Annotated in this window: 27 protein-coding genes and 1 tRNA gene; 10 read left to right on the top strand and 18 right to left on the bottom strand. The window is 49.3% G+C overall.

Features of this window, described 5'->3' with window-relative positions:
- Window positions 1-3 precede the first annotated feature (3 nt).
- The 7 genes from rplK to OIK42_RS03935 form a co-directional block, all read right to left on the bottom strand.
- Window positions 4-432, bottom strand: coding sequence for a 50S ribosomal protein L11 (gene rplK / locus OIK42_RS03965; protein ID WP_273638487.1), 429 nt, complete (start codon window positions 430-432; stop codon window positions 4-6).
- Between the two features lie 206 nt (window positions 433-638).
- Entirely contained in the window at window positions 639-1,190 is a 552-nt protein-coding gene (nusG, locus tag OIK42_RS03960) for a transcription termination/antitermination protein NusG (protein ID WP_273638486.1), read from the bottom strand.
- A gap of 3 nt (window positions 1,191-1,193) precedes the next feature.
- A complete protein-coding gene (secE, locus tag OIK42_RS03955) occupies window positions 1,194-1,571 on the bottom strand; it encodes a preprotein translocase subunit SecE (RefSeq protein ID WP_273638485.1) in 378 nt (125 codons plus the stop codon).
- Window positions 1,572-1,635: 64 nt separating this feature from the next.
- A tRNA-Trp gene (locus tag OIK42_RS03950) sits at window positions 1,636-1,712 on the bottom strand.
- Between the two features lie 318 nt (window positions 1,713-2,030).
- Window positions 2,031-3,041 (bottom strand): acyl-CoA dehydrogenase family protein, encoded by a 1,011-nt coding sequence (locus OIK42_RS03945; RefSeq protein ID WP_273638484.1) that lies wholly within the window; start codon window positions 3,039-3,041, stop codon window positions 2,031-2,033.
- A 123-nt stretch (window positions 3,042-3,164) separates the two neighbouring features.
- Window positions 3,165-5,006 carry an ABC transporter ATP-binding protein gene (locus OIK42_RS03940; protein ID WP_273638483.1) on the bottom strand — a complete coding sequence of 614 codons (1,842 nt, stop codon included), beginning with the start codon at window positions 5,004-5,006 and terminating at the stop codon, window positions 3,165-3,167.
- A gap of 19 nt (window positions 5,007-5,025) precedes the next feature.
- Window positions 5,026-5,643 (bottom strand): RraA family protein, encoded by a 618-nt coding sequence (locus tag OIK42_RS03935; protein WP_273638482.1) that lies wholly within the window; start codon window positions 5,641-5,643, stop codon window positions 5,026-5,028.
- A 164-nt stretch (window positions 5,644-5,807) separates the two neighbouring features.
- On the opposite strand from OIK42_RS03935, the gene OIK42_RS03930 reads away from it, so the two are divergent.
- A complete protein-coding gene (locus OIK42_RS03930) occupies window positions 5,808-6,680 on the top strand; it encodes a CPBP family intramembrane glutamic endopeptidase (RefSeq protein ID WP_273638481.1) in 873 nt (290 codons plus the stop codon).
- Window positions 6,681-6,692: 12 nt separating this feature from the next.
- Here the strand turns inward: OIK42_RS03930 and OIK42_RS03925 are convergent, their stop codons facing one another.
- The 5 genes from OIK42_RS03925 to OIK42_RS03905 form a co-directional block, all read right to left on the bottom strand.
- A complete protein-coding gene (locus OIK42_RS03925) occupies window positions 6,693-7,229 on the bottom strand; it encodes a RidA family protein (protein ID WP_273638480.1) in 537 nt (178 codons plus the stop codon).
- A 273-nt stretch (window positions 7,230-7,502) separates the two neighbouring features.
- Window positions 7,503-7,910, bottom strand: a complete 408-nt coding sequence (locus OIK42_RS03920) for an ACT domain-containing protein (protein ID WP_273638479.1) — start codon at window positions 7,908-7,910, stop codon at window positions 7,503-7,505.
- 10 nt (window positions 7,911-7,920) lie between these two features.
- Entirely contained in the window at window positions 7,921-9,294 is a 1,374-nt protein-coding gene (gene dbpA / locus OIK42_RS03915) for an ATP-dependent RNA helicase DbpA (protein ID WP_273638478.1), read from the bottom strand.
- A 7-nt stretch (window positions 9,295-9,301) separates the two neighbouring features.
- Complete coding sequence (pyrC, locus tag OIK42_RS03910; RefSeq protein ID WP_273638477.1) at window positions 9,302-10,333, bottom strand: dihydroorotase; 1,032 nt, start codon at window positions 10,331-10,333, stop codon at window positions 9,302-9,304.
- A 212-nt stretch (window positions 10,334-10,545) separates the two neighbouring features.
- Window positions 10,546-11,100, bottom strand: a complete 555-nt coding sequence (locus tag OIK42_RS03905; protein ID WP_273638476.1) for a DUF7010 family protein — start codon at window positions 11,098-11,100, stop codon at window positions 10,546-10,548.
- 193 nt (window positions 11,101-11,293) lie between these two features.
- Here OIK42_RS03905 and OIK42_RS03900 point away from each other — a divergent pair, with 193 nt between their 5' ends.
- Together OIK42_RS03900 and OIK42_RS03895 are read left to right on the top strand one after the other, a co-directional pair.
- A complete protein-coding gene (locus tag OIK42_RS03900) occupies window positions 11,294-12,460 on the top strand; it encodes a sialidase family protein (protein ID WP_273638475.1) in 1,167 nt (388 codons plus the stop codon).
- Between the two features lie 226 nt (window positions 12,461-12,686).
- Window positions 12,687-14,210: a response regulator gene (locus OIK42_RS03895; protein WP_273638474.1), complete on the top strand. Its 1,524-nt coding sequence runs from the start codon at window positions 12,687-12,689 to the stop codon at window positions 14,208-14,210.
- Window positions 14,211-14,219: 9 nt separating this feature from the next.
- Here the strand turns inward: OIK42_RS03895 and OIK42_RS03890 are convergent, their stop codons facing one another.
- From OIK42_RS03890 to OIK42_RS03880, 3 genes are all read right to left on the bottom strand, one after another.
- Window positions 14,220-14,936, bottom strand: coding sequence for a tetratricopeptide repeat protein (locus OIK42_RS03890; RefSeq protein ID WP_273638473.1), 717 nt, complete (start codon window positions 14,934-14,936; stop codon window positions 14,220-14,222).
- Window positions 14,937-15,231: 295 nt separating this feature from the next.
- Window positions 15,232-15,789 (bottom strand): PhnA domain-containing protein, encoded by a 558-nt coding sequence (locus tag OIK42_RS03885; RefSeq protein WP_273638472.1) that lies wholly within the window; start codon window positions 15,787-15,789, stop codon window positions 15,232-15,234.
- 85 nt (window positions 15,790-15,874) lie between these two features.
- Window positions 15,875-16,399 (bottom strand): lipocalin family protein, encoded by a 525-nt coding sequence (locus OIK42_RS03880; RefSeq protein ID WP_273638471.1) that lies wholly within the window; start codon window positions 16,397-16,399, stop codon window positions 15,875-15,877.
- 196 nt (window positions 16,400-16,595) lie between these two features.
- Between OIK42_RS03880 and OIK42_RS03875 the strand changes: the two genes are divergently transcribed.
- Together OIK42_RS03875 and gloA2 are read left to right on the top strand one after the other, a co-directional pair.
- Window positions 16,596-17,540 (top strand): aldo/keto reductase, encoded by a 945-nt coding sequence (locus tag OIK42_RS03875; protein ID WP_273638470.1) that lies wholly within the window; start codon window positions 16,596-16,598, stop codon window positions 17,538-17,540.
- Entirely contained in the window at window positions 17,540-17,923 is a 384-nt protein-coding gene (gene gloA2, locus OIK42_RS03870) for an SMU1112c/YaeR family gloxylase I-like metalloprotein (RefSeq protein ID WP_273638469.1), read from the top strand. Before OIK42_RS03875 ends, gloA2 begins: the two co-directional genes overlap by 1 nt.
- Window positions 17,924-17,937: 14 nt before the next feature.
- On the opposite strand, the gene OIK42_RS03865 is transcribed toward gloA2, so the two are convergent.
- Window positions 17,938-19,158, bottom strand: coding sequence for an MFS transporter (locus OIK42_RS03865; RefSeq protein WP_273641399.1), 1,221 nt, complete (start codon window positions 19,156-19,158; stop codon window positions 17,938-17,940).
- Between the two features lie 385 nt (window positions 19,159-19,543).
- Here OIK42_RS03865 and OIK42_RS03860 point away from each other — a divergent pair, with 385 nt between their 5' ends.
- Window positions 19,544-21,496, top strand: coding sequence for an alpha-amylase family glycosyl hydrolase (locus OIK42_RS03860; protein ID WP_273638468.1), 1,953 nt, complete (start codon window positions 19,544-19,546; stop codon window positions 21,494-21,496).
- Window positions 21,497-21,818: 322 nt separating this feature from the next.
- A complete protein-coding gene (locus OIK42_RS03855) occupies window positions 21,819-22,022 on the top strand; it encodes a hypothetical protein (RefSeq protein WP_273638467.1) in 204 nt (67 codons plus the stop codon).
- A gap of 61 nt (window positions 22,023-22,083) precedes the next feature.
- On the opposite strand, the gene folE is transcribed toward OIK42_RS03855, so the two are convergent.
- A complete protein-coding gene (gene folE / locus OIK42_RS03850) occupies window positions 22,084-22,770 on the bottom strand; it encodes a GTP cyclohydrolase I FolE (protein WP_273638466.1) in 687 nt (228 codons plus the stop codon).
- 144 nt (window positions 22,771-22,914) lie between these two features.
- Here folE and folM point away from each other — a divergent pair, with 144 nt between their 5' ends.
- The 3 genes from folM (at window position 22,915) to OIK42_RS03835 (ending at window position 25,628) form a co-directional block, all read left to right on the top strand.
- On the top strand, window positions 22,915-23,619 hold the full coding sequence (gene folM / locus OIK42_RS03845) for a dihydromonapterin reductase (protein ID WP_273638465.1): 705 nt from the start codon (window positions 22,915-22,917) through the stop codon (window positions 23,617-23,619).
- Between the two features lie 73 nt (window positions 23,620-23,692).
- Entirely contained in the window at window positions 23,693-24,742 is a 1,050-nt protein-coding gene (locus OIK42_RS03840) for an agmatine deiminase family protein (RefSeq protein WP_273638464.1), read from the top strand.
- Window positions 24,735-25,628: a carbon-nitrogen hydrolase gene (locus OIK42_RS03835; protein ID WP_273638463.1), complete on the top strand. Its 894-nt coding sequence runs from the start codon at window positions 24,735-24,737 to the stop codon at window positions 25,626-25,628. The genes OIK42_RS03840 and OIK42_RS03835 overlap by 8 nt, the downstream gene beginning before the upstream one ends.
- 28 nt (window positions 25,629-25,656) lie before the next feature.
- Here the strand turns inward: OIK42_RS03835 and pdeM are convergent, their stop codons facing one another.
- Window positions 25,657-26,382, bottom strand: coding sequence for a ligase-associated DNA damage response endonuclease PdeM (gene pdeM, locus OIK42_RS03830; protein WP_273638462.1), 726 nt, complete (start codon window positions 26,380-26,382; stop codon window positions 25,657-25,659).
- Window positions 26,383-26,386: the final 4 nt, after the last annotated feature.

Genomic DNA, 26,386 nt, shown 5'->3' with positions numbered 1-26,386 from the left:
CGATTAACCCTCTACCTTCAAGCCCATGGAGCGAGCAGAACCCGCAATTGTACGTACCGCCGCGTCCAGGTCAGCAGCTGTCAGATCCGGCTCTTTAGTTTTGGCGATTTCTTCCAATTGAGCACGGGTAACAGTACCCACTTTTTCAGTGTTAGGACGGCCAGAACCGCTCTTGATACCAGCCGCTTTTTTCAGCAGGTAAGAAGCAGGAGGCGTTTTAGTTTCGAATGTGAAAGAGCGATCTTCGTATACAGTAATTTCTACTGGTACTGGCGCACCTTTCTCAAGACTCTCAGTTTTTGCGTTGAAAGCCTTACAGAATTCCATGATGTTCACACCATGTTGACCTAATGCAGGACCAACTGGTGGAGACGGGTTTGCAGCACCGGCTGCAACCTGAAGCTTAATTAAGCCTGATACTTTTTTAGCCATTTTAAATGCTCTCGTTTGTGGGTCAGACGCCTTGCAGATATCGAGATTATCCGCTCAATCGGCTCCCCGGTTCCAATAAAAGGGGCGCGAATTATAGGCTAACAAATAGCCTGATGCAACCTCTTGTACAAAATAGTTTATTGATTATTAATAGCAAAAAAGCCTTATTACAAAATAATAAGGCTTTTCAATGTATTGCCTTGGTTTTAGCCTTTTTCTACCTGGCTGAATTCCAGGTCTACAGGCGTAGAACGACCAAAGATGAGTACCGACACTTTGACGCGGCTCTTTTCGTAATCCACTTCTTCGACCACACCGTTGAAGTCGGCAAACGGACCATCGGTAACCCGTACCACTTCGCCCGGCTCGAACAAGGTTTTTGGTTTTGGCTTATCAACCGACTCTTCAAGACGGTTCAAGATTGCATCGGCTTCGCGCTGCGAAATCGGCATTGGGCGATCTGAGGTGCCGCCAATGAAACCCAGCACGCGCGGTACACTTTTTACTAAGTGCCACGAGTCTTCGTTCATTTCCATTTCTACCAGCACGTAACCCGGGTAGAACTTTCTTTCTGACTTGCGTTTTTGGCCAGCACGCATTTCGACCACTTCTTCGGTCGGTACTAATACCTGACCAAAGTAGTCTTCCATTTCGTGCATTTTGATGTATTCAAGCAGTGTTTTCTTTACACGTGACTCGTACTGAGAATAGGCTTGTACCACATACCAGCGCTTTTTCTTTTGCGTCTCTTCAGTCATGTTTTACGCTCCTATACCCGTAATCAAACCAACAACCCAAACCAGAATACCGTCAATACCCCATAGCAGCAACGCCGCGATGATGGTGGCAACAATGACGATAAGCGTTGTCTGGTTAAGTTCTTGTCGTGAAGGCCATACAACCTTACGAACTTCCATCCGCGAATCTTTGGCAAACGTAAGGAAAGTCGAACCTTTGGTGGTAGTAGCAGCGATAAATCCTGCAATCGCAACAGCCACAACCGCGCCTAAGGCACGATAAAGTACAGACACTTCACCGTACATATAGTTTGCGGTAATAACGCCTGCCAGTAATGCAAACACGATTAACCACTTTAGCATGTCCATTGAATTGGATGGATTTTCCGTTTTTTCGCTCATTTCACGACCCTAGCAATACGGCTTTCTTCAAACTGCCCGCGCACGCACACAGCATTATTTAATTTGGCAGGGGTGGAGGGACTCGAACCCCCAACCATCGGTTTTGGAGACCGCTGTTCTACCAATTCGAACTACACCCCTATTTCCCTCATAATTAAAAGTGCCGGCGTTTAACCTCGCCACATTCTTAACTAATCGGGTTAGTATTCATCAACCTACAGACTGATTTTAATTACACTCACCTTGTGAAGTTTTTTCGTTTTTTAGTGAAAAAGTGCGGCTTCGCAAGGGAGGGACGCGTATTATACTTAAAGAGCCCCGAGATACAAGCGCTTTATTAACACAGAAACACCAGGTATCCGTGAGCACAGTCATTGCATTACGGGGCCGTTGTAAAGCCTGGCCGGTGAGTCTTTACAACAATACTGCTTATCGCTTGTTGTCGCTGCTCTGCGCGCTTCATCGGTGAAAGATATGATGTTGTGTGGCAGTAAAGTAATCCCTGAAAATCTGGTTAACCACATTACCCTGTGATGCCGCACTGATACCCAGATATGGGTACACCCCCACCACCGCCCGGGTAAGCTCAGCAACTGATGCACAGGCGCTGTTATGCACGGCCTTTACCACAATGTCGTCAAAGGTGGCGTGGTTGCCCGCCAGCTGTTCGCACTCACTGGCCAGTCGGCTCACTTCCTTATTGGCAGATGTAATGGCAGCATGCAATTGCGTTCTGACATCGGATTGCTGACACCCTTGCGTCTCCGAGTACAAATGCTCGGCCATGCCGATATAGTTTACCCACAGCGTGAGGTCGGCAAAGACTGCAAAATCCAGTTTATACAAGGGCTGCGGCAAGTACACCTTATCATAGGTAAAGCTCTGCCCGTCATCGACCTGTACATCGCTTACGTCAAAACTATGGGTTGCGGTAGCTTTTAAGCCCATAGTTTGCCAGTCCTCTGTTACCGTCACCTGGTTAGCAGGTAACACAAAGGATTTAACTACCTCCGTACCATCCGGGTTGGTGAGCGGCTCGCCGTTTTCAGTTAACGCGGCATTGAGTGTAAAGTGGGTTAAGTAGGGCGCGCCGGTCGCATAGCGCCAGTGCCCGTTCAGGTTATAACCCTGTGTTAGCCGATTTGCAGTGCCAAACACGCCGCCACTACCGCCCATTATCACCGGCTGACCATTAAATAATTGCCGGGCAAAATCGGGCTGTAAATTACCCACAAAAAAATTCGCACCGGCACACAACGTAACCGTCCAGCCTAAACTGCCATCTGTACGGGCCAGCGACTGCAATATACTTAACCCCTCCTGTAGCGCGCTTTCTACACCGCCAAAAGCCTCTGGCACCCATAAGTTCCAGAGATTCTGCCGTGCTATCCAGGTCAGGGTTGCATCTGAAAATGCCTGATGTTCAGGGATAGCCGGCACTTTATTCAGGTTCATAATAGGCTGTTTCACGTCGGGGTTATTGACTCCTTATACGTAAGACCGGTTAATCGCTCGTAGCGGCTTTTGTTGTCATTTTCACGGGCAGCTTCCGGCGATAGTTTTATGTGCGCCGGGAGGCCGGATTGCCTGATATTATTCAAGACCAATAAATCCGCCTGTTTGATGCGCCCATAACTTGGCGTAAATACCGCCTTTATCGAGTAACTCCTGATGTGTGCCCTGCTCCACTATTTTGCCGTTATCCAATACCAGCAGCCGATCCATTTGCGCAATGGTCGATAAGCGGTGGGCAATGGCCAGCACGGTTTTATTCTCCATGACTTTGTTGAGGCACTCCTGAATCGCCGCTTCAACTTCTGAGTCCAGCGCCGAGGTCGCTTCATCCAAAATGAGCAGCGGTGCATCTTTTAACAGCACTCTGGCGATGGCAATGCGCTGGCGCTGGCCACCGGAGAGCTTAACGCCCCGCTCGCCAACCTGAGCATCAAAGCCGGTGCGTCCATCCTTATCCGAAAGCTGCTGAATAAATTCAAAGGCCTCAGCCTGCTCAGCGGCGTTTACCATGTCTGCTTCATCGGCATCATTGCGACCATAAATAATATTGTCGCGTACGGAGCGGTGCATTAGCGAGGTATCCTGCGTCACCATACTGATTTGCGCACGCAACGACTCCTGATCCACCTGACTGATATCCTGGCCATCAATCAGAATTTTCCCCTCTGTGGTGTCGTAAAAACGCAGCAACAGGTTAACCAAAGTCGACTTACCCGCGCCGGAGCGCCCCACCAGGCCCACTTTCTCGCCCGGTTTAATATGTAAATCGAGGTTTTCAAAAACCGGCACCGGGTCGTGATTGTTGCCCGGGTAGCTAAAGCTCATGTTGCTGAACTGGATTTCGCCGCCGGTGACCGTTAGCGGGCCAGCTTGTTTAGCATTTTTTACTTCTACCGGCTGGGCGAGGGTATTGATACCATCCTGCACTGTGCCTAAATTCTCAAACAATGAAGCTACTTCCCACATGACCCAGTGAGACATGCCATTGAGACGCAGACAAAGGCTTACGGCTAGCGCAATCTCTCCAGGGGAGACAACCTGCTGCAACCATAAATACACCGATAATGCACCGATACTAAAAATGAGAATCGCGTTACTGAGTTCAACACAAAATTCTAAAATAGTGACAAGTCGCATTTGCGGATAAACAGTATGCAGAAACTTGTCCATGCTTTCGCGTGCGTAATTCGCCTCACGCTGACTGTGCGAAAACAGTTTTACTGTGGAGATGTTGGTGTAGCTGTCAACAATGCGGCCGGTCATCATTGAGCGGGCGTCGGCCTGATACTGAGACACTTCCTTGAGTTTTGGTACCAGTATGCGCAAAATCACCACGTAAACACCAAGCCAGATGATCAGGGGGACACTCAACCGCCAGTCGGCGCTAAAGATCAGCGCCACCATCGAAATGAAATACACCCCGATATAGACCATCAAATCAAGCAGCTTCATCACAGTCTCACGCACCGATAGCGCCGTCTGCATCACTTTGGTAGCCACTCTGCCGGCAAATTCGTTATGGAAAAAAGTCAGGCTTTGGCCCAGTAAGTAACGATGAGCCTGCCAGCGAATACGCATGGGATAATTGCCCAGCAGCGACTGGCGCGAAAATAGTGAACGTAACAAAATAAAGCCAGGAATGAGCACGACGATCACCAGACCCATACCGATTAAGGTGGTACTTTCCTGCTCAATAAAGGTGGACCGGTCTTTTTCGGTAAACCAGTCTACCAGCGTCCCCATAAAACCAAACAACGCCACTTCCAGTACGGCAACAATAGCGCTGAGCAGCGAAACGGTGAGTAAAACGCCCCACATTCCACTGGTGTAGTGTTTACAGAATGCCACCATACCGGCTGGCGGCTGGCCTGGCGGTTCGCTGGGGAAAGGATTAGTGAGTCGCTCAAAAAATGAAAACATCAGGGCCTATTTTAGTTGGTCAGGTGTCGTCAAACCCCAGTTGGCGGAGGATTGATTCAATATTATCGTGGTGTTTGGTCTGCCACTCATCCAGTGTCATGGCGCTGTCTTTGTGGGCGCGTTGTTGCGCTATTTCAAAGGCTTCAGCGGCACTGGCCTTAGGAATCACAGCAATACCTTCTTCGTCAGCGACAATGATATCACCGGGATGCACTGTCACACCACCACAGTTAACCGGCTGATTTAACGGATCAACGCATTTTTTTGCCCCGGGCTTGGGCACAACTCCGCGCGCATAAACCGGAAACCCCATTTCGCGCACTTCACCAAGGTCGCGGATAACGCCATCAATCACAAAACCGGCTATTCCTCTGCGCTGAGCAATGGCGCACACATTGCCTCCTGCCAGGGCAAATTGATCATCGGCTTCAACCACAATAATATCGCCCCGTTTAGCCCGGTATATCGCGGCGTGTAACATAAGATGATCGCCAGGCCGACACTTTACCGTAAAGGCAGGCCCACAGATGCTGGCGGCCGGTTGCCACAAAGCGTGAATAGCATAATCCATAAATTGTTCGCGGGGTAACGCATCGGCATATTCACAGACCGATACGGATGAATAGTCAGTGCTCATACTATTACTCCTGGTTAAATGCGGTTAGGTAAGAACCCCCACACTATATCAATCTGCCGTATGAGCGGCAGTTGTTCCGCTGTATGGTGACTATAAACAGCTGTGTTACAGTGCCGGCTAACAGCCCTTTTTTGCATGTTCAACATTTTTGGAAAGCCCGTTCTATGTCAGCACAAACCCCTCTTGTAAGCGCCTTCCTGTGTTATTCATTGGTGATCCTGCTAAGTGCGGGGGCACCCCGGCAATGGCTGCGCTACGTTGCGCCTGTTATTGCTATCTGGTTAGTTCATAGCATAACAAGCTCCTTTGTTTTCGCCCTGGTGGGCAGTGTTTATATTGGCCTGACTTACCTGCTAAGGACAATTGCCCCGGCGCGTCTTGCCAGTAGGTTTTTATGGCTATGCTGGGGCGTACTGACGTTGGGACTGCTTACCCATACGCTGCCCGGTTATCAGGGATTCATACTGGCCGCCAACGGCATGGTGAAACCAGACAGTGTTGCCGTAACGCTCTACGTGAATACCGATAAAGTGTTAGTCGCCTGGTCGGTAATGCAATGGCTGTCTGTATGGGGCAAAACATCGAAGCAACCGGTTCCGCGAGCGCTGCAGCTATCTTACTGGCAAACCGGGCTTGCAGCCGTTGCCGGCATTAGCGGCATCCTGTGGGGCGCGGTACTTCTCGGGCTGGTTAACTGGCAACCCTTACTGACACCGCTGATAGCAACCTTAATGGTATCCAACCTGCTCAATACCTGTGTCACTGAGGAATTGCTGTTTCGGGGTGGGTTACAACGTTTGCTGCAGCGAAAAATGACACCACTGGCCGGATTAATAGTTGCCAGCGCGGTATTTGGCGCGGCGCATTTTAGCGGCGGCGAATGGTATATGCTGCTGGCAACGCTGGCAGGGTTGTTATACGGCACGATTTATTGGCTAACCGGCCGTTTGCTCTGGGCTATTATCTGTCATTGGGGGCTCAACGTTACCCATATGCTGCTATTTAGCTGGCCAATGTTGCCATCAGCGTCTGCATAATGTCTGAACCATTCAGGGTCTTACCGCGGTAACTTCGATTTCTACCAAAAAATTAGGATTCGCCAGACCGGCGACCTGAAACGCCGAGCGCGAGGGTAAATTTGGCTGCTCCGGTGTACCAAAAAACTGGCGGTAACCGCGCATAAAACCGGCAAAATCCATGTTGCCATCCTGGCCGGGATCGCCCACTAAAAACACCTGCATTTTAATGACATCCCCCATGGTTAAGCCGAGACTTTTAAGGTTGTCATCGATTTTATGCAGCACATTGATGGTTTGTGTTTCAGTGTCACCATAAGCGGCTAACGTGCCTTGCGGCGCCTCAGGGTGACTCACTCCGGGCACCGCACCGCTTAAAAAAACCAGCGTGCTGGTAGCCGGTACTTCAACCGCTCTTAAAATCGGAAAATCTGAGCCGATGAGGCCATGGCGGGTCGCCGCGTCCTTGTTGGCAGAGATCGCTGTTGCCTGGTCGCAACCAGCAGCGCCAAATAACACCGCTACTAATAACGGCAGCAGAGCAAACTTCGTCGGGCTAAATGTTTTCATCGTATCATCCTCCTGATTACACCTATCATGCACGGTGAACATGCGCCCGTCCAGTCGCGCCGCCTGATCTGACCAAAGCACTTAAACGGCGAGGTTTTTGGGCAGGTCATTATTGTTGCACAGGATTAGCTCAACTGCTGACGGTTTGCCTGGCAATTGATTGGCAGGAAATTGATTGGCGGTCCTGGGAGTGACGGGTAACCAATAGTGACTGAAGGGGCATCAGACACAGCCGGACTCACCAAATGGCGATAAGCCCGCTCAGTGAGTCGGTCAGTTATACTCGGCGACTAAGCTATTTAATGCCGCCATTGCATTATGCGCATCACGCTGTGGCACAAAGATATGATCATGGTAAAACGCCGCGATGACGTTGGCACTAATCCCGACTTTAGTGAGGGCCTGCGACATCGCTGCGGTAAGGCCAACGGCCTCTAAGCTTGAATGAATTTCACAGGTAATACAGTTAAAAACAGTCTCATAGGTAAAACCCTCGGCATCGGCCACCGATTGCAGCAGCACCAGGGTAACCCCTTCTTTTTCGCGGAACAGCACCTTCGGATTTAAGCGCTCAAACACCTCGGTGTCGAGCACTAATACGCTGACAAAAACATAAGGCTCAGGCTGCAATATCGGCTTTAAGCCAACCAATAGCGTGGTTAAATCTGTTTCACCGACCATACAATCCTCCTTATAGTTTAAATGCTCTAACCCGCTTACCTTTAATCTTACCTTCCCGGAATAGTTTCAACGCGCGTTTAACGCTGCGTACTTTTACCGCAACGAAACTTTCGTTCGCCTGCACTTTAATTTTACCGATATCCTCACCCGGCACATCGGCATCTTTGGTGAGCGCACCTAAAATATCGCCGGGGCGCAGTTTGGCCTTTTTACCTTCGTTTAAGTTAATACAAACAAACTCGGGCGCCACAATTCGACTGGCATGAAAACGCAATCCCTGGGCGCTTTTCTTTTTAAAATCCTGTTTGGTGTGGATCTCAATGGCGGCCAGCAAACCATTTTCGCTTTCGCTCTTAAGGGTATACGCCGTGCCGGGTTGCTGAGCGCGTCCGGCGCGACCAATACGGTGAATATGCGCTTCGGGTTGCTCACTGACTTCATAATTTATAACGCAGTCAACACCGGCTATATCCAGTCCTCTTGCTGCAACATCGGTTGCCACCAGTACGTTCAGACAATCACTGGCAAAACGCATCAGCACACGGTTCCGCTCGACCTGTTCCATATCGCCTTGTATCGCCGCGGCAACAAAGCCCTCGGCGGCGAGCAGATCAGCCACTTCCTGGGCGGTTTTTTTCATCCGGCAGAAAACCATGGCGCTATTGGGTTGCTCGGTCGTCAGCAATGCTTTTAATGCTGTAAAGCGATGCTGATCATCCACTTCGTAAACGAGTTCGCTCACATTAGCCCGCTGTGCAGAGTCAACTTTAATGTTTTCCGGCTCGCGCAAATACTGTTGCGCCAACTCAGTCGTTGCCTCGCTAAACGTGGCCGAAAAGAACAACGTTTGCACCGGCTTTCGCAAGCCGCTGAAAATCACTGCCAGATCATCGGTAAAGCCCATATCCAGCATACGGTCAGCTTCATCAAACACGCGCACTTTTAAATGCTTCATTGAAATACGACGCTTTAAGACATGATCCATCACCCGGCCAGGCGTTCCCACAATAATGTGACAACCATGTCGCAATGAGGCAATCTGCGGGCCCATTGGCTGGCCGCCGCAAAGTGTCAGCACTTTCAGGTTGGGCATCTCTTTGGCCAACAACCGGCATTGCTCAGCGACCTGTTCAGCCAGCTCTCTGGTGGGGCATAGCACTATAGCCTGAACCGCATTCTTATTGGCATCAAGCTGTTGCAAACAGCCTGCAGCAAAAGCGAGGGTTTTTCCGGACCCGGTTTGCGCCTGTCCGAGTACATCTTTACCCGCCAGTACTGCGGGTAGAGTTGCGGCCTGCACCGGGCGAGGCTCGGCGAATCCGGCCCGTGAAATTGCAGTGATCAGTTCAGGACGTAGTCCAAAATCGCTAAATTGTGTGCTCATAAATAGATTATGCCAGTTTCCAGCTAAGTGTTTGACCAGCAAAGAAAGGTACCATATCGGTACCATCGGCCAGGGTAACCAGTTCAGGTACCTGCCAGGATTCTTTGACCAGTGTAATAGTGCTTTCATTGCGCGGCAGCCCATAAAAATCCGGGCCATTTTCGCTGGCGAAAGCTTCAAATTTATCTAACGCGCCTAATTGCTCAAATACTTCCGCATAAAGCTCGATGGCACTCCAGGCACTGTAGCAACCCGCGCAACCACAGGCGTTTTCCTTGCGGTGCTTAGCATGTGGTGCCGAGTCTGTACCCAAAAAGAATTGGGTCGCACCGCTGGCCACCACTTCGCGCAGACGGGCCTGATGTGTGTTGCGCTTTAATACCGGCAAGCAGTAATTGTGCGGACGGACGCCTCCCACCAGCAGATCGTTGCGATTAAGCAATAAATGTTGCGGCGTTATGGTCGCTGCGACGTTGTCTTTCTGGGCCAGCACAAAATTTGCCGCATCGGCGGTAGTAATGTGCTCAAACACAACTTTAAGCGCTGGAAAATCATTAACGATCTTAATCATGTATTGGTCGATAAACACTTTTTCACGATCGAATATATCGATATGCGATTCGGTTACCTCACCATGGATTAACAGCAACATGCCTTCTTTTTGCATTTGCTCAAAAACCGGATACAAGGCATCAATGCCCTTTACCGCGGCATCGGAGTTGGTCGTGGCCCCGGCGGGATAAAGTTTGCAAGCAACCACACCGGCAGTTTTGGCGGCGGTAATTGCCTCAGGCGTTGTTTCATTAGTGAGATACAAGGTCATCAGCGGTTCAAACTGACTCCCCTGTGGACGCGCCGCTAAAATGCGTTCTTTGTATTCCATTGCCAGCGCTGCGGTGGTGACCGGTGGTACCAGGTTGGGCATAACGATTGCCCGCGCAAAACAGCGCGCAGTAGCAGGTACGGTTTCGGCTAACATTTCATTGTCGCGAAAATGAAGATGCCAGTCATCTGGCTGACGGATGGTAATAGACTGCATAAAAAGCCCCAAATACTAAGCGCGTGGTTAAAATCAGTCGGGGATTATAGCAACTTTACCCGCAGGCGTGTTGAACTTTGCCCAACGTTTATCGCAAGCATGGCCGACGGGCTTCCTGACAGGCGCCGCAATTCAACAGGCAGCGGGAACAGCAGCCTCAGCATGCTCAAACAGGGCCGGCCAAACAGGACAGGCACTGAACATGGCTAACTTTATTTTGATAAGGCGCGCCAGCGTTTCTCCAACACAACTATCGCGAACAGATACAAAACAATAATTACCACCGGGATAGCTAAAAAGCGCTGTTCAGGGAAAAGGTACCAGGCACCGACGACCAGCACGGTTCGCAATACGCCATGCACAATGCCAATCCAATGCTGAATAATCCACGAAATGGGTAGCCACATTAAACCGGTAAGTACTCCTACAGACAGGGGAAGTGAAGTGTGGTCAAGCATAAAAAATGGAATAGCAATCGCATAAACCAGTACTGCCATGCCTACCGAATACATGAATAACGTATCAAAGGTATTTTTGGGGCGGGACTTGTCCAGAAAATCTTCGCCGGTTAACTTGGAGACCAGAATACCCAGATAAACAATGGAACCGGTGGCCACAAAGAGCAGTAACGATTTGCCCACTGGCCCTAAAAACAATGCACCAACCGCAACCACCGTCCAGGCGATTAATCCGGCAATAGGTGTGGCGATTAAACGTCTCGCGGCAAAATCTTTACGCTGTTCCTCAAGCGTCCTGTTAAGACTCATACTTTGTTCCTTATTTGGCTCATACAACCTTAAAAATAGCCGTTCACACTCTTCGGGCTGGTAATGTTAAACCATAGATGGTTGTAATAAGAAACTGATTGTCTTGTCTTCTTTGCTCAAACGCCGGATACACGTTATGACGCATTGCCATACGCTGTTTATAATCAACCTTTAACCTGATACTGAGATAACCATGCTGAAGATATTTCTGGCCATAATCGGATTACTACAATGTGCTGTTGTGGTAGCGGCAACACCGCCGGTGCTAACGGTTGCCGACGGTCTTATTGATACCACCAGACCTGACTCGCTGGGGTTGCCCCATGCCAGAGGCGTCGCGCACTACAGGGTATTTAGCGCCGCAGAAAAGGTCGCCCAATACAATCATGGCGCGGTATTATTTGCCTTTAAAGGCAAACTTTACTGTCAGTGGCAAACCTCTGCTAAAGACGAGGACGGACCGGATACCCATGTCACTTATAGCACCAGTCAGGATGGCATGGCATGGCGCGCGCCTTCGATACTGGCGCCCCAACGTGACGGCGCCATTGTTACCAGTGGCGGGTGGTGGTCAGACAGCAAAACGCTGGTTGCTTTTATTAATGTATGGCCTGAAAATCTCACTCCCAAAGCCGGACATGTTGAATATGCCCTGAGCCAGGATGGTGAGAACTGGAGTGAATTTAAGCCGGTCCTTAACAACCAGGAGAAACCCGTTAAAGGCATTATTGAGCAAGATTTAAAGTCATTGCCCTCTGGCAGAGTGCTTACTGCCATTCATCACCAGCCGGGCCTGGTTGCAACGCCTTTTTATACCGATGATCCGCTCGCCATTTCGGGTTGGCAGGCAGCAGACTTCAATAACCTGCCCTTTGACGGTAGTATCAGCCGCGAGCTCGAACCCTCGTGGTTTCTAACCCGTAATAATGAAGTGGTAATGACGTTCCGGGATCAGGGTAGCAGCTACCGGATACTCGCCGCCAGGAGCAATGATAATGGCCAGACGTGGTCGCCGGTTACTACCACCAACTTTCCCGACTCCAGGGCCAAACAAAGTGCTGGCAATCTGCCGGATGGCAGTGCTTACATAGTCAATAACCCGACCGGTAATAAAACAAGAATGCCGTTAGTCATCGCCGTGAGCCCAACCGGTGAGTACTTTACTTCAGCCTATATTCTGCGCGATAAAGATACCCTGCCTGCTATGCAATATGCGGGTAAATACAAACGCGCCGGCTACAGCTATCCCAAAAGCTATGTGTGGAAAAACGCCCTGTGGGTCAGCTATGCAGTCAATAAAGAAGATATTGCTGTAACACGACTGGATCTGGCTCAATTTATCAGTAGCGCCCAACGCTAGGGTTAAACGGCGCTAACACGTGTATTGTGAGCCCCGACTACAAGAAATTACCACTGCCGCTAAGCCGGGGCTTTTTTGCTGTTGTCGCGTAGTGATGTTGTTAATGCTTAAGCCTCACAGCTTAAAAGCCTGTGGTGAACAATATTTTTAACAAACTGAGCCTGACCAATAATCTGACTGCTATGCTTACACTGACATTCAGCGCTTAAAGTACGAACCTAAAAAAATGAATATCATTGTTGTTGAAGACAATCAGCAATCACGCCAAACCCTGCTGCGATTGTTGCGACTGTCCGGGTCACATCGGGTTGTCGCGTACCAACACGGGGCTGAAGTTTTAAACTCGCCTCACCTGCAAAAGTGCGATGCGTTAATTGTGGGGGTTAATTTAGCAACCACTTACTCAGGGCTGGAACTCGTTAGACTGCTAAAACGAGTCGGTCTGCTTTGCCCCTGGACCAAGGTTATTTTTGTGACTTCATCGGTGGTCGGTGTGCGCGCCAATATGCCGCTACTGGCGTCGTCGGCGCATGTGTTAACCACGCCTATTGAGGCAGAAAAACTCAACTATGCCTTAGCGGAAGTATTTTCCTTCAGGGCGCGTTTAACTCCGATTTGGCAGGCACTGCATGAGGCGAAGCTCTATCACCCGGCCGGGCTTATTTCACTCTTGAAAAAAGTGCCTCAGCAGTATGGCGATGACGCGACACTGCTTAAAATCGAACTGGCACTGCGCCTGTGGCGTCCGGCTATGGCGCTAAAATTAGTCAGTAGACTTAAAAACACCGAACTACGCTTATTGCACGGCTTACATCTGAGTTTTTTGTTTGGCGCTGAAATGCAGTTTAACGACACACTGAAAGAGGCAATAAACCAGCGACTGTTGCTCAAGAAAGTCGTTTTTTATCGCATGTTACTTAAACTGATGAATGGTGAGCTGGCCGGAGCACTAGCACTTTTCGATCAATTGCCCTACGCCGCGCTGGAGGCGTCTGAAGTCAGCTTAAAAGGTCAATTGATAGCACTGGAGGGAACCGTACAAAAAGGGATTGCGTACCTGTCTGCAAAACTGACCGCCCATGAGAGGGACCCGTTTTATCGTTCAACGGTAATAGTCGGCATGATGTGCTGCGCCATTATGGCCATGACCCATTACCCGCGGGAACACGCCTCATTTGAGTATTCGTTAAGTCAGTTAAACAGTCTGATAGAAAGTGAACAGTGGCAGGACGACAAACATAATTTTGCCAGTTTTATTCCTTATATAGAGATGGTCCGGGATACCTTGGCCCAAGTCAGAACCACCGATGAGCTGCTCGAACAGTTAACCCAAATGAGCACCCGCAGTAGCCAGCTTGAACCGGTGCAGTTGTTAGCGATCGCTTTGTGTTACCGGGAACTCAACGAGCATGCCCAGGCAGAACGTTTTTATTATGCACTGCTAGGGGCGATTTCACGCTCCGAAGTATCGGTAGAAGCGATTCAAATATTTCTGTTTACTGACTTAGTCAATATGCGCTTTTTATCGCCCGAAAAACTGAGCGTACTGCTGACCAAATTAGCCCAAAGAGCACAGCAAGAGCGCCAGGTAACACTCAGCTCATGGTTGTTTTATCGCGCATTCAAGCTCACGCCAAAAGCGCCGGAGCTGACCCGGTCATTTGCTGAGCATTTGTCGCTGTGCCGTCTCAGCGCTTACTGGCAATTTTCGCCAGCGACGCTGCTGAGCACAGTAACGCAAGCTCAGTAAACAATTTACTTAACCAGCGTCTGACTCCGCCACTTGCCGGGCCCTGCTAATCCCCAGTTGTGCTTTTTGCGTCAACGCAGTCGGCTGTGGCTGCCACCCGGCAACCTCATCTTCAATTTGGGCAATTTCTGCCGCGGTTAAACCTGCGGCAAGCTTTTCAAGCTGTGCCTCCAGCTGAGCAATACCAGGCATTATTTTCTGTAGCTTTAATATATTTGTGTAAGCAAGAGAGCGATTTTCAAGCTCACTGCCGGGTTTCATGTACACACCAATCAGGCTCGCCAGTGCGCGCGGCATGCCCTGTTCAGCGGCACGCTGGATCCATTTTATTGCGCTATCAATATCGCCACGTTGATAGTACAAACCTGCAACATCATTTTGTGCAAGACTATAGCCCGCTTGTGCAGCTACCAGCTTGTGTTCCAGGGCTTTATTAGCGTCAAGCGTCATGCCATCCAGCTGTCCAAACTGTCCGTTTAAGTAGCAGCCGACCTTGTAATGGGCCAGGGCGCTACCTTCTCTGGCAGCCTCAGTAAATAACGCAAACGCTCTTTGTGCAGATTTTTCAGTTCCGATACCGTTGTTGTGCATCATCGCTAAATGGTACTTCGCCTCAGCATTTCCCATTCGGGCTTTTTCAGCAAGACGCTCAAACAAGTCATTGGGGTTAGCAAAAACGCTAAAACAAGCAAAAAGCAACGCGTAAAAGAGGCATCTTAATAGCATGGTCATCTCCTTATTTCATGCAGACCGTGGAGGGTCGTTCTGTAAGGGCAGGGCCACGCCTCCCCCTTGAAACGGTATTCAGTGTATTACGGCTATCTGTTGAGCTCAAATTTTAACCAATAAATTGCAATTCAAACAGAGGCGTTTACAGAGGTATATTCAGCGGTATTGCGGATATCACGACCAGGATGTATTAGGTAGGGTGCAGGACAGGATTAAAACCCAGAGATATTCGTAATTAACACGATGCCGGGTGAACACGTCGACTTTTTCGCGTTCCGACCCGGCCGTAATGTTACTTTTTGGTGTAGGCAGCAATGATAACGATAGTTTGTCCGTTGACCTTGCCCTCAATGTGCAAAGGGTTTTGCGTTAGGCGTATGTTGCGCACCGGCGTACCGCGTTTGGCGGTGAAGTTTGCGCCTTTTACAGTTAAATCTTTAATCAGATGTACCGTATCTCCGGCCTGTAATGCTTCACCATTGCTATCAAGCGTTGGTTCGCGGTCATCAACACCGGCTTTAGCCCAGGCGAGTGTGTCGTCGTCCAGATACAGCATGTCGAGCAAATCAAGCGCCCAGGGTTCACCTTCCAACTGCTTCAGCATGCGCCATGAGACAACTTGCACAGCTGGCACAGACGACCACATGGCATCGTTCAGGCAGCGCCAGTGCGTCGCATCTATTGAACTCGCGTCTGTCAGTTGCGCAAGGCATGTTGCACACACGGCAATGGCGCTGTTATCTGACTCATCGGGAGACTCTGGCACTACATACATGCCCAGCCCATCGCTACTACCACACAGTTCGCAGGCCTGATTTGCCCGCTTAAAAACAGCCTGCTCATTTGCCATTTTAATCGTCCGCTCTTAATTACTAAATAAATAAAACGGCGAGTATAGCACAAGGTAAAACCTTTACGATTAACAATGCTTTCATTTATGTATTGCTATGATCTACCCAGATAAATTGTTCTGTGTCATAACCTAATGACCGGGCCTTTTGCACTAACATCTCAATCGTTTGTTCCGAGGGATGAGGGGTGCGCGCTAAAATCCACAGATAGGACTTATCAGGGCCAGTAACTAACGAATAGGTGTAGCCCTCCTGATCTAATTCAGCGATGACATAGCTGGCATAAAATGGCCCAAAAAAAGACACTTTCAAATGCCCGGTGCTGTCATCTTCAACAAAATAAGCCTTGCCCTCGGCTTCCTCCCACTGGTTAGTTTCGGCGTTGTACCCGCGATTAATGACTTTTATGCCACCATCATCGCGCATCGAATAGTTAGCAGTCACCTGTGACAGGCCGCGCTCAAAGCTGTGATCAAAGCGGGCAATTTCGTACCACTGGCCAAGGTAACGTTTAGCGTCAAACCCCGAGACAGGTGTCACCCCCTGCGGGACTGACGTGCAACCGCCAAGCAACAACAATGTGAATACCCAACAAATTACTTTTCGCATTTGGAATCCTTTAAATTATTATCATATGTACACTGTTAACAGATGATAATTACGCAATGTGAGGCAGATTGTATCACCGGTTTTTATTTGGCTTATTGGCTGGGACTGTTAGCATACGTATTCATTGGCCTGTCTGGTGCTGAGCAGTTAAGGTATCAGTACCGGAAGTAATCACTTTATAACAAGAATAGTAACTATGTTAACGACTCAATTTAGTCATGCTTCAAAACTCATTTTTGGTTGTATGGGTTTAGGTGGTAACTGGCAACACCAGCCCTACACTAAAGATGATTTACGACTCGCCACTGTAGCTGTTGAAAAAGCCCTCGACTGCGGCATTACGGTGTTCGACCATGCCGATATTTATACCAACGGCAATGCCGAAAAAGTCTTTGCGGAAGTTTTGAGCGCGCAACCGGACTGGCGCAACAATATGATAATCCAGTCTAAATGTGGCATCCGTTTTGAAGACAATACCGGTCCCAAACGCTACGACTTTTCCAAAGAATGGATTGCCGCGTCAGTGGAAGGAATTCTGCAACGTCTGCACATAGAGCAATTAGATGTATTGTTACTGCATCGCCCTGATCCATTGGCCGATCTGAATGAGCTTGCAGCGTGCTTATCGCGCTTACATGAGGCGGGCAAGTTTCGTTACCTGGGCGTGTCGAATATGCACCGCTATCAAATCGATGCATTAAAGCAACACCTGACTATGCCAGTTATTGCTAATCAACTGGAAATGAGCCTTGGTTTTCGCGATTGGGTAGAGGACGGTCTGTGCACCAACAGCCCGCTCAATGCAGACAACGGGTATACTTCCGGTACCCTGGAATATTGCCAGCAACATGCAATTCAGTTGCAGGCATGGGCACCATTAGCACAAGGTAAATATTCAGGTAATGGACCAGCAAACTGCCCGACCAGTCAGTTAGTGAATACCCTGGCCAGCGAACATGGCGTCAGCCCTGAGGCGATTGTACTGGGGTGGCTAATGCGCCATCCAGCGGGAATTCAGCCGGTTATCGGCACAACTAACCCACAACGAATTGCCGCCTGTGCTGAGGTTGCTAACCTGGCTCTGTCACGCGAGCATTGGTACCAGCTATTCGAATCTGCCCGGGGTCAGGAAGTACCATAATGTTTGCCAGTGTTCATCACGTTGCCGTTATTTGTAGCGACTATAAGGTCGCCAAACATTTTTACGAGAACGTGCTTGGCTTAACAGTAGTTGCCGAGAATTATCGCGCTGAGCGCGACTCCTATAAATGCGACCTAGCCCTGGCGGACGGCACACAAATAGAGCTTTTTTCGTTTCCGGGCGCGCCGCCAAGGCCAACCCGACCCGAAGCCCAGGGGTTGCGGCATTTAGCCTTTAACGTGGTCGATATCGACCACGCGATTGCGCATTTAAATAATCATGGCGTTGCCTGTGAACCGGTGCGCACCGACCCTTACACCGGCCGACGATTCACCTTTTTTACCGATCCCGATGGATTGCCACTGGAACTTTATGAGCGGTAACAAAGGTTATCGCTTTAGTGACTACCATACTCCTGAGACTCTATCTCTTTTAAGCGTTGCTCGGTGGGGTTAAACAAATAGTTGTAAAGCAGCCCCGCAAACAAGATAGCAGCGAACACAGTTGCCACCATAAATCCGTATTTAGCATCTCCGCCCATGACATCGCTGACCATGCCCATTATAAACGGCCCGGCAGCGGCACCTGCGGCGGTAAAAAATAAGATTACGCCAGCGACAGTGCCATGCTGATGCTTGGCAAAGCAACTGATCCCTTTTGAGTTAAAAGTAGGATAAATCACCGACATAAATATGCCGCTAAGCGGAAATAAAAACAGCGCCACCTGCTTGCCACCCAACAACCCGCCAACAAAACACACCACAATAGCGCCACTAAAGACAGCCAGAACGAGCGCCCAGTTGAAGTGGCTCATCATCCAGATGCCCACAAAACGTCCGCCAGCCCGCAGTATAAAAAACGCGGTAACCGAATATATAGCCAGCGTTTGCGCTGTCGATGAGGTGTAACAATCGTACGTGGCTTTAACACTGGTAGCGTCACACACCAGGTAACTTGGCATCCAAACATAGATAGCGCTTTCCGCCGCCACATACAAAAACGCACCGATGGAAAACCCCAGTGCGTAAGGGTTTTTCAGCAACGCGAAACTCTGCTTTACAGACACTTTTTCGACTTCACTGGAGTGAGATTTTTTATATGAGGGATACTGCACAAACAACGCGATTGTAATTAATAATGTGCAAACCCCTCCGGCAATGACGTACAACCACTGCCAGGCAACCCCCATGTGGATAAGATATGCCACGATAAGCGGTCCAATGATGGCGCCTACGCCGAAAAACGCCTCCGCGCCATTCATGGTAGAGGTATGCTGCCTGGTCGACGATGAAATATCGCCAATTAACGCCAGGGCACCGGTCTTAAACACCCCGACAGCGATCCCCGACAGCGTCATCAGGCTCACAATCAGTACAAAGTCATTAGCAATCATAAAGCTGTAACAGGCCACACCGAACACCGCCAGGCCCAGAATAATGGTGTTTTTACGACCAAACTTATCGGCCAGAAAACCCAACAGTAAGCCTGACATGGCAATACCTAACATCGGTAAAGAGTGCATCAAACTGGCCTGAGCGTTAGTTACCGAGAACGCCACTTTAACTTCTTTAATAATTTCACCCACTGAGTCAGATGTCATCGCAAACATCATAAACATTAAGTAGGTGAGCCATCGTATATAGCGAGTGTTCGATGTCATTTCGGTCATAATTGCTTCTCTTGGTGCCGGTTAAGACTAACGCTCGTTAGCCGCCTGTTCAGTGTAAACCCGTATGCATAGAGTTGCTGTAAGTTAAACCAGGAAAGAATTAACAATAAAACAACAAAAGCAAAAGCTTAATAAATTAACTTTAATTAAGAAAACAACTAAAAAACAAGACGCTTAGCTACAACTATTGAAAATTATTGACTTTGCCTTGTTAAAATATTGATAATTTATCTTAATCGTTTAAGATAAAACTAGCAAAACTCATTATTGCTGTAAACTTTTTTGTGAAACTTTTGTAAAATTCTTTTTTAAGAGTAGCGGGTGGAGAGTAGAAATGAATTACGCGGCATCTAGTAAGCAATGCCTTGACAGGATTTTACAAGGGTTGGATCTATCCTTCCTGTCTCAGCGCGACAAAAAGCTCTTTGGCGATCGGCTTAGATGCCACTTTGATGAACTGTTTAACCACTACATTGATGTCTACGGGCACCAGTATGACTGCTATTTCCACCTTTCTCAGTTAGTAATGACGCTGGCCCATGGCCTCAAAAAACGCAGTAGCAAGCTAAAACAGCTCGACAAAACCCGCTCTCATAACAACGCGCTATGGTATCAGCAAGAAAACCAGGTAGGTATGGCCTGTTATGTTGATCTAATGGGCCCAACACTCAAGGATCTTCAAAACAAAATTCACTACTTTAAAGCACTTGGCGTTACCTATTTACATCTGATGCCGCTGTATGATTCACCACAGGGAGACAGCGACGGTGGCTATGCGGTGTCGGATTATCGCAAGGTAAACCCTTGTCTGGGCAATATGAAAGATTTAGCCAGTCTGGCCAGCGCGTTCCAGGATGAAGGCATCAATCTGGTTCTCGATTTTGTGTTCAACCATACAGCTGATGAACACCGCTGGGCTCAGGCAGCGCTGGCAGGCGATAGCCACTTTCAGGATTATTATTACCTGTTTGACGACCGTGAAATCCCCGATCAGTACGAACAAAACCTGCGTGAGATATTTCCTCAGGTTCGCCGCGGTAGCTTTACCTGGAACGAAACACTACAAAAATGGGTCTGGACTACCTTTAACAGCTTCCAATGGGATCTTAATTACAGTAATCCTGCCGTATTTAATGCCATCACAGAGGAAATGCTGTTTTTAGCGAATATTGGCTGCGCGGCATTGCGCCTGGATGCTCTGGCCTTTATTTGGAAACAGATGGGTACCGACTGCGAGAATCAGCCCAAGGCTCATACGCTTATCCAGGCCTTTAAATGTTGCCTGCAAATCGCGGCGCCAGCGGTAATTTTTAAGTCTGAAGCGATTGTCCACCCCGATGAAGTGCTCAGATACATCCGCAATAATGAGTGTCAGCTGTCTTACAACCCGCTACTGATGGCATTGGTCTGGAATAGCCTGGCAACACGCAAAACTCGCTTACTAACAACGTCAATGCAAAAGAGTTTTACCATTCCACAAGACTGCTCCTGGGTAAACTATGTCCGCTGCCACGATGATATTGGCTGGACTTTTGACGATTCGGTTGCCCGCCAACTGGGGATTAACCCCTATGATCACCGGTATTTCTTAAATCAGTTTTTTACCGGCCGTTTTAGCGGCTCTTTTGCCAATGGCGTGCCGTTTGCCGAAAATCCCTCAAATGGCGACTGCCGGGTATGCGGTTCGCTGGCATCGCTATGCGGGCTGGAAGGCGCGCTGGCCAACAATGACCGTGATGAAACAGACCTGGCAATAAAACGTATTTTGTTAGTCCATAGCATTATTTTTAGTATTGGTGGTATTCCCTTGCTTTATTCCGGTGATGAACTCGGTTTACTTAATGACTACAGTTATCGCGATGATCCGGCCAAGCGCCACGATGATCGTTGGGTCAACAGAATCGCGGTTACCACTGCACATATCGACAATATAGAGGCGCCTGTTCAGGCCGAAGAGTCGTTGCATCGCCAGGCACAAAAGCGCGTATTTCAAACGCTTAAAAGTATGCTCAGCATTCGCAAATCCCAACCCTTATTTGGCGCCGCTCGCACGCACATACTGAGCACCGAAAATCAGCATTGCTTTGTTTATTGTCGGACGGCCGAAAATGACCACAAGATGCTGGTGGTATGTAACTTCAGCGAACAACCTCAAACGATTGATGCAAGTACGTTGAGGGTATTTGCTGAACCCTGCAGTGAAGACCTGCTATCGGGTGCTACCGTTAATAATAATGAACCGCTCGCATTAAGTGCCTACCAGCAGTACTGGTTAATTGGCCATTAGCGGCCCTGAGCCTGAATGCCGCGGTAAAAAAAGCGCGCTGATACCAGCGCGTTGTACTGTCATCGTTCATTGATCATTACACAGTATATCAATCAATATTTATTGGATTATTTTTTATACACATTCGCTACAACTGCTATAATTAGCAGTAGATGATCGTGGGGATTTACGATTGGCCAGGATTACAAAGAGGCGGACACAGTAAAACGTTCACTGTGGCGAACGGACAGATAATTAACCGTTATATTTTACTGGCAGGGCGGTACAGCTAGCTGAACCGCATAAAGGACGTCCTGTTGCGTGATAAAGGAGTAAATTAAGCGTGCAAAGTCAGTCATTACTGGAATATCGATGCCCCTGTTGTGGCAGCATTAACACTCTAGCCAAAGAGAGTGTTATCGATATGTACAAAGAACAACTCGAGTCCTGCAAACAATGTCACAAAAGACTCGAAATCATTGCGGCGACTGGCATAAACGACCAGATCAACCTTATCGTGTCTGAACTGTCCGACACGATCTATTAACGACTGACTATTAGCGACAGATACGCAGCCGCTGCTTTTAGCTTAGCGGTTGCTCTGCCACCTAACTCCCAAAAAATTCGCGGCGTAATTGTTGGTCAGCCAAAAACTGGCCGCCAAGCGCGGAAGTTTTGGTGTAAGAGAGACTATCGCGAATACCTCTGGCCTTAACACAATAATGCGTTGCATTAATGACTACCGCAACGTCTTCCGTGCCGGTCAGAGCCTGCAATGCCACCAAAACCTGCTGGGTTAAACGTTCCTGAACCTGAGGCCGTTGTGCAAAGAAACCCACCAATCGATTAATTTTAGATAAACCAATCACGGTATCTTTCGGGATATACGCCACACTGGCAGTACCATCGATAGTGACAAAGTGGTGCTCACAGGTACTGGTCAGGCTAATATCGCTGACCTGCACTGGTTGCGCGACCTGCATTTTGTTTTCTATCTGGGTCATTTTTGGAAACTTCCGGTAATCAAGACCAGAAAAAATTTCATCAACGTACATCTTCGCAATACGTTCTGGTGTTTCGGCCAGACTGTCATCTGCCAAATCCAGCCCGAGCGTTTCCATCACGTCCCGCATGGCGCGCTCAATACGCTGACGTTTTGCGTCATCGGTCAGACCATTTTCCACCATAGGTGTTTCCAGGCCCCTCGCGACCAAGGCTTCATGCACCAATAACGCTTCTTTGGAAATACCGAGCTTAACCGCATCGCGTACCACTACCGCTTCATTTGCTAACATTCAATTATTCCGTAATAACGACCAACGCATCTTATACTCTCTGAACAATAAATAAGGTTTAAAATAAACGACTAATTTATTGTTAAAACGATCTTCAATCCGTGTAAAGTCGTAATCAGTACCAAAATTATCGGAGGTATATTTTTGTCTTTACCTATTCTCATTACCGGGGGCAGCCAGCGACTTGGCCTTGCTGTAGCAGAGAGCTTACTTGCTCAGGATCAACCGGTCATCATCACCTACCGCCGCCACAAGCCCTCCGTTACGAGGCTGGAGGCTGCAGGCGCAATCGTGATGGAGGCGGATTTTAACACTCAGGCGGGCATTTCGCGAGCAATTGACAAAATTAAACAGATCACGCCAGCGTTACGGGGCATTATTCACAACGCATCAGACTGGGTGCCGGAAAATTCGGACCAAAGTGCCGGTGAACTCATGCAGGATATGATGATGGTGCACACCAGCGCTCCTTATCAGCTAAATTTAGCCCTTAAAGACGCACTGTTTGCCAGTGACGCAGCCGATATTATCCACATGACTGATTATGTTCAGGAAACCGGCAGTGAGCACCATATTGCCTATGCCGCCAGCAAGGCCGCATTACACAATCTTACTCTGTCGTTTGCGCGGGTCTTTTCACCCCATGTAAAGGTGAACAGTATCGCCCCGTCGCTGGTCATGTTTAACGACGATGACAGTCAGGAATACCGCCAGAGAGCGTTGGAAAAAAACTTACTGGGTCTGGTCCCCGGCCCCCAGGAAGCGGTTAAAGCGGTCAACTACCTGCTTGAATCAGAATACGTTACCGGTCAGACATTACATTTAAATGGGGGCAGAAACCTCAAATAGCCACTGGAATTAATTGGCCTGACAAATCAAGGGGCGTATAATTGTCACTCATCCAATTTAAACAGGATATGATGTGAATCTTGCACTTATTCCGGAATGGCAGTCCAGTGAGGCCGTTATTCTGGCATGGCCCCACGAAGCAACTGATTGGGCGCCCTGGTTAGAATCGGCCAGGCAAACCTATCTGTCATTAATACAGCATATTAATGACAGTCAGGCTGGCGTGATTTTACTCTGTCGCGAAAGCGATATGGCAGACATTACACAGCGACTCGTCGCTGATGCCAGAGTGTTATTAGTCGGCGCAGACTACAACGATACCTGGGCCCGCGACTTTACCTTTTTAAGTTGCGGCGAGCCAAACGCCCCCTACCCGGTTGAATTTATCTTTAACGGCTGGGGTAATAAGTTTGATGCCAGCCTGGACAATCAGATTAATCAACGCTACCTGGCACCGCTATGCCAACAACCGCTGCGCAGTGTCAGTATTGTTGCCGAAGGCGGCGCGCTGGAGATTGATGACAGTGGACACCTTTTATCAACCGCCTCCTGTCTGTTTAACCCTGAACGTAACGGCACCATGAGCGAAGAAGAGTATCGCGCGGTGTTCGCTGAGCGTCTGGGGTGTTCAGATATGACTATACTGGCCAATGGCCATCTTGAAGGTGATGATACCGATGGCCACATCGATACACTGGTGCGTTTTACGCCCGCCGGGGGGTTAGTCATTCAGGCGGCCGAAAACCGGCCTCAGGACAGTCATTACGAGGGACTGTCGGCCCTGGTGAGTGAGTGTCGCCAACAGTTCCCGGAACATACGCTGCACTTGCTGCCACTGCCGGCCATGTATAACGGTGACGGCGAACGCTTACCGGCGTCCTATGCGAACTATTTAGTTTGTAATCGGTCTGTATTGCTGCCGGTTTATGACCAGCCGGAAGATGCCGAAGCCGTACAGGTAATGCAAAGCGCTTTTCCCGAGCACCAGATTGTACCGGTAAACTGCGCCACACTGGTACAGCAATATGGCAGCCTGCACTGCATTACCATGCAAGTGCCGACAAACACATTAACCACTGACGTCATCCAACAATTACATTCAGGAGTGACCCGCTATGTCTGAGCGCAAGTTAACCGTTGGACTGGTGCAACAGTCTGTTGCAGATAACAACAAAACCACCAACTGGAACAAAAGCGCCGAGAAAATCGCCGAGCTGGCTGAACAAGGTGCCGAACTTATCATGTTGCAGGAGTTGCACAGCACCTTATATTTCTGCCAGCAAGAAGATACCGATGCCTTTGATCTGGCAGAACCTATCCCAGGCCCGGCAACCGAATTCTTTGGCGCAGTGGCCGAGAAACACAATATTGTGTTGGTGACTTCCCTGTTTGAAAAACGCGGCTCGGGGCTTTATCACAATACCGCCGTGGTGTTTGACCGTAGCCGTGAAATTGCCGGTAAATACCGCAAAATGCATATCCCGGACGATCCGGGGTTCTACGAAAAGTTTTACTTTACGCCGGGCGACATGGGCTTTGAGCCTATTCAGACCAGCGTAGGGAAACTCGGCGTACTGGTGTGCTGGGATCAGTGGTATCCGGAGGCCGCCCGCCTGATGGCCATGGCCGGTGCTGAAATTCTCTTTTACCCCACCGCCATTGGTTGGGACTTAAACGATAGCGAAGGCGAGCGCAAACGCCAGCATGACGCCTGGCACACCATTCAGCGCGCCCACGCCGTGGCAAACTCGCTGCCGGTAATCGTGGCCAATCGTACCGGGTTTGAGGCGTCACCGGTTGCCGGCGACTCAGGCATTCAATTCTGGGGACAAAGCTTTATCGCCGGGCCCCAGGGTGAAGTATTGGCGCAAGCCAGTGCCGACCAAGAAGAAACCTTGCTGGTTGAACTGGACATGACCCGCACCGAGCAAATCAAACGCATCTGGCCGTATTTTCGCGACCGCAGAATTGATGCCTACGGCGAGCTGGTTAAGCGCTGGCGCGATTAAGGGCTAACGGGTTTAATTAGTCGCAGTGCTAACTGCGTGGCGGCAACAAAACAACCCGCCCCTCACACAATAAGTAGCACTGGCGTTGTGTTTTGGGCGCCAGTGCTGTCAGCACCTCATCGTCAATCCGCAGGCCACCGGTGTACTGCCCCAGAGCCGGCATCAACATCAGTTTGTCGGTGGTAACCAGACACTTCCCGTTAAAGCGACGCGGCGGCGCAATAAATCTCCCCTTGGGGTGATAATGACCGACAATTTTTGGCTCGTCGCGGTTATCCGGTATATGCTGACAGGTAATACCAACTCCCGTTTGGGTCGTCAGCATCAGGTGCGGCACTACCTTACCGCCAATCGCCGCGGGAATATCCGGATCGTGATTACCTTCCACCCACAGCCATTCAGAGACTGAGTCAATCAGTGACTGCAACTGCTTAACATCATCCTCAATCAAACGCTCAAAAGCGCCTTGGTCATGAAAGCTGTCGCCAAGGCAAATCACCCTTTTAGGTTGATAGGTGGCGAGCAATGTCTTAAGCACTTCCAGCGTAGCGCGGGAGTCATAGCGTGGCACCGGCGACGCATATTGAGACAAATAGCTGCCCTTTTCAAAATGCAGATCGCCCACTAACAGGCAATCCTGCTCAGGCCAGTACAGCGCAGCCCGGCTGTCAATCAGCCACAACGACTGACAAAAGCGCAAGGGCAACAGTTGCTGACGGCTCATTAACTCACGCAATACAGATTCAGCTATCATTGTG

It is taken from the genome of Alteromonas gilva (assembly GCF_028595265.1).
In the GTDB taxonomy this organism is placed as follows: domain Bacteria; phylum Pseudomonadota; class Gammaproteobacteria; order Enterobacterales; family Alteromonadaceae; genus Alteromonas; species Alteromonas gilva.
This window is presented reverse-complemented; position numbering and strand designations above follow the sequence as displayed.

What these genes read in the sequence shown, in the direction of transcription:
- rplK (WP_273638487.1), bottom strand. Translation starts at nt 432, where the DNA reads ATGGCTAAAAAAGTATCAGGCTTAATTAAGCTTCAGGTTGCAGCCGGT.
- nusG (WP_273638486.1), bottom strand. Translation starts at nt 1,190, where the DNA reads ATGACTGAAGAGACGCAAAAGAAAAAGCGCTGGTATGTGGTACAAGCC.
- secE (WP_273638485.1), bottom strand. Translation starts at nt 1,571, where the DNA reads ATGAGCGAAAAAACGGAAAATCCATCCAATTCAATGGACATGCTAAAG.
- OIK42_RS03940 (WP_273638483.1), bottom strand. Translation starts at nt 5,006, where the DNA reads ATGTTTTCATTTTTTGAGCGACTCACTAATCCTTTCCCCAGCGAACCG.
- OIK42_RS03935 (WP_273638482.1), bottom strand. Translation starts at nt 5,643, where the DNA reads ATGAGCACTGACTATTCATCCGTATCGGTCTGTGAATATGCCGATGCG.
- OIK42_RS03930 (WP_273638481.1), top strand. Translation starts at nt 5,808, where the DNA reads ATGTCAGCACAAACCCCTCTTGTAAGCGCCTTCCTGTGTTATTCATTG.
- OIK42_RS03925 (WP_273638480.1), bottom strand. Translation starts at nt 7,229, where the DNA reads ATGAAAACATTTAGCCCGACGAAGTTTGCTCTGCTGCCGTTATTAGTA.
- OIK42_RS03920 (WP_273638479.1), bottom strand. Translation starts at nt 7,910, where the DNA reads ATGGTCGGTGAAACAGATTTAACCACGCTATTGGTTGGCTTAAAGCCG.
- dbpA (WP_273638478.1), bottom strand. Translation starts at nt 9,294, where the DNA reads ATGAGCACACAATTTAGCGATTTTGGACTACGTCCTGAACTGATCACT.
- pyrC (WP_273638477.1), bottom strand. Translation starts at nt 10,333, where the DNA reads ATGCAGTCTATTACCATCCGTCAGCCAGATGACTGGCATCTTCATTTT.
- OIK42_RS03905 (WP_273638476.1), bottom strand. Translation starts at nt 11,100, where the DNA reads ATGAGTCTTAACAGGACGCTTGAGGAACAGCGTAAAGATTTTGCCGCG.
- OIK42_RS03900 (WP_273638475.1), top strand. Translation starts at nt 11,294, where the DNA reads ATGCTGAAGATATTTCTGGCCATAATCGGATTACTACAATGTGCTGTT.
- OIK42_RS03895 (WP_273638474.1), top strand. Translation starts at nt 12,687, where the DNA reads ATGAATATCATTGTTGTTGAAGACAATCAGCAATCACGCCAAACCCTG.
- OIK42_RS03890 (WP_273638473.1), bottom strand. Translation starts at nt 14,936, where the DNA reads ATGCTATTAAGATGCCTCTTTTACGCGTTGCTTTTTGCTTGTTTTAGC.
- OIK42_RS03885 (WP_273638472.1), bottom strand. Translation starts at nt 15,789, where the DNA reads ATGGCAAATGAGCAGGCTGTTTTTAAGCGGGCAAATCAGGCCTGCGAA.
- OIK42_RS03880 (WP_273638471.1), bottom strand. Translation starts at nt 16,399, where the DNA reads ATGCGAAAAGTAATTTGTTGGGTATTCACATTGTTGTTGCTTGGCGGT.
- OIK42_RS03875 (WP_273638470.1), top strand. Translation starts at nt 16,596, where the DNA reads ATGTTAACGACTCAATTTAGTCATGCTTCAAAACTCATTTTTGGTTGT.
- gloA2 (WP_273638469.1), top strand. Translation starts at nt 17,540, where the DNA reads ATGTTTGCCAGTGTTCATCACGTTGCCGTTATTTGTAGCGACTATAAG.
- OIK42_RS03865 (WP_273641399.1), bottom strand. Translation starts at nt 19,158, where the DNA reads ATGTTTATGATGTTTGCGATGACATCTGACTCAGTGGGTGAAATTATT.
- OIK42_RS03860 (WP_273638468.1), top strand. Translation starts at nt 19,544, where the DNA reads ATGAATTACGCGGCATCTAGTAAGCAATGCCTTGACAGGATTTTACAA.
- folE (WP_273638466.1), bottom strand. Translation starts at nt 22,770, where the DNA reads ATGTTAGCAAATGAAGCGGTAGTGGTACGCGATGCGGTTAAGCTCGGT.
- OIK42_RS03835 (WP_273638463.1), top strand. Translation starts at nt 24,735, where the DNA reads ATGTCTGAGCGCAAGTTAACCGTTGGACTGGTGCAACAGTCTGTTGCA.
- pdeM (WP_273638462.1), bottom strand. Translation starts at nt 26,382, where the DNA reads ATGATAGCTGAATCTGTATTGCGTGAGTTAATGAGCCGTCAGCAACTG.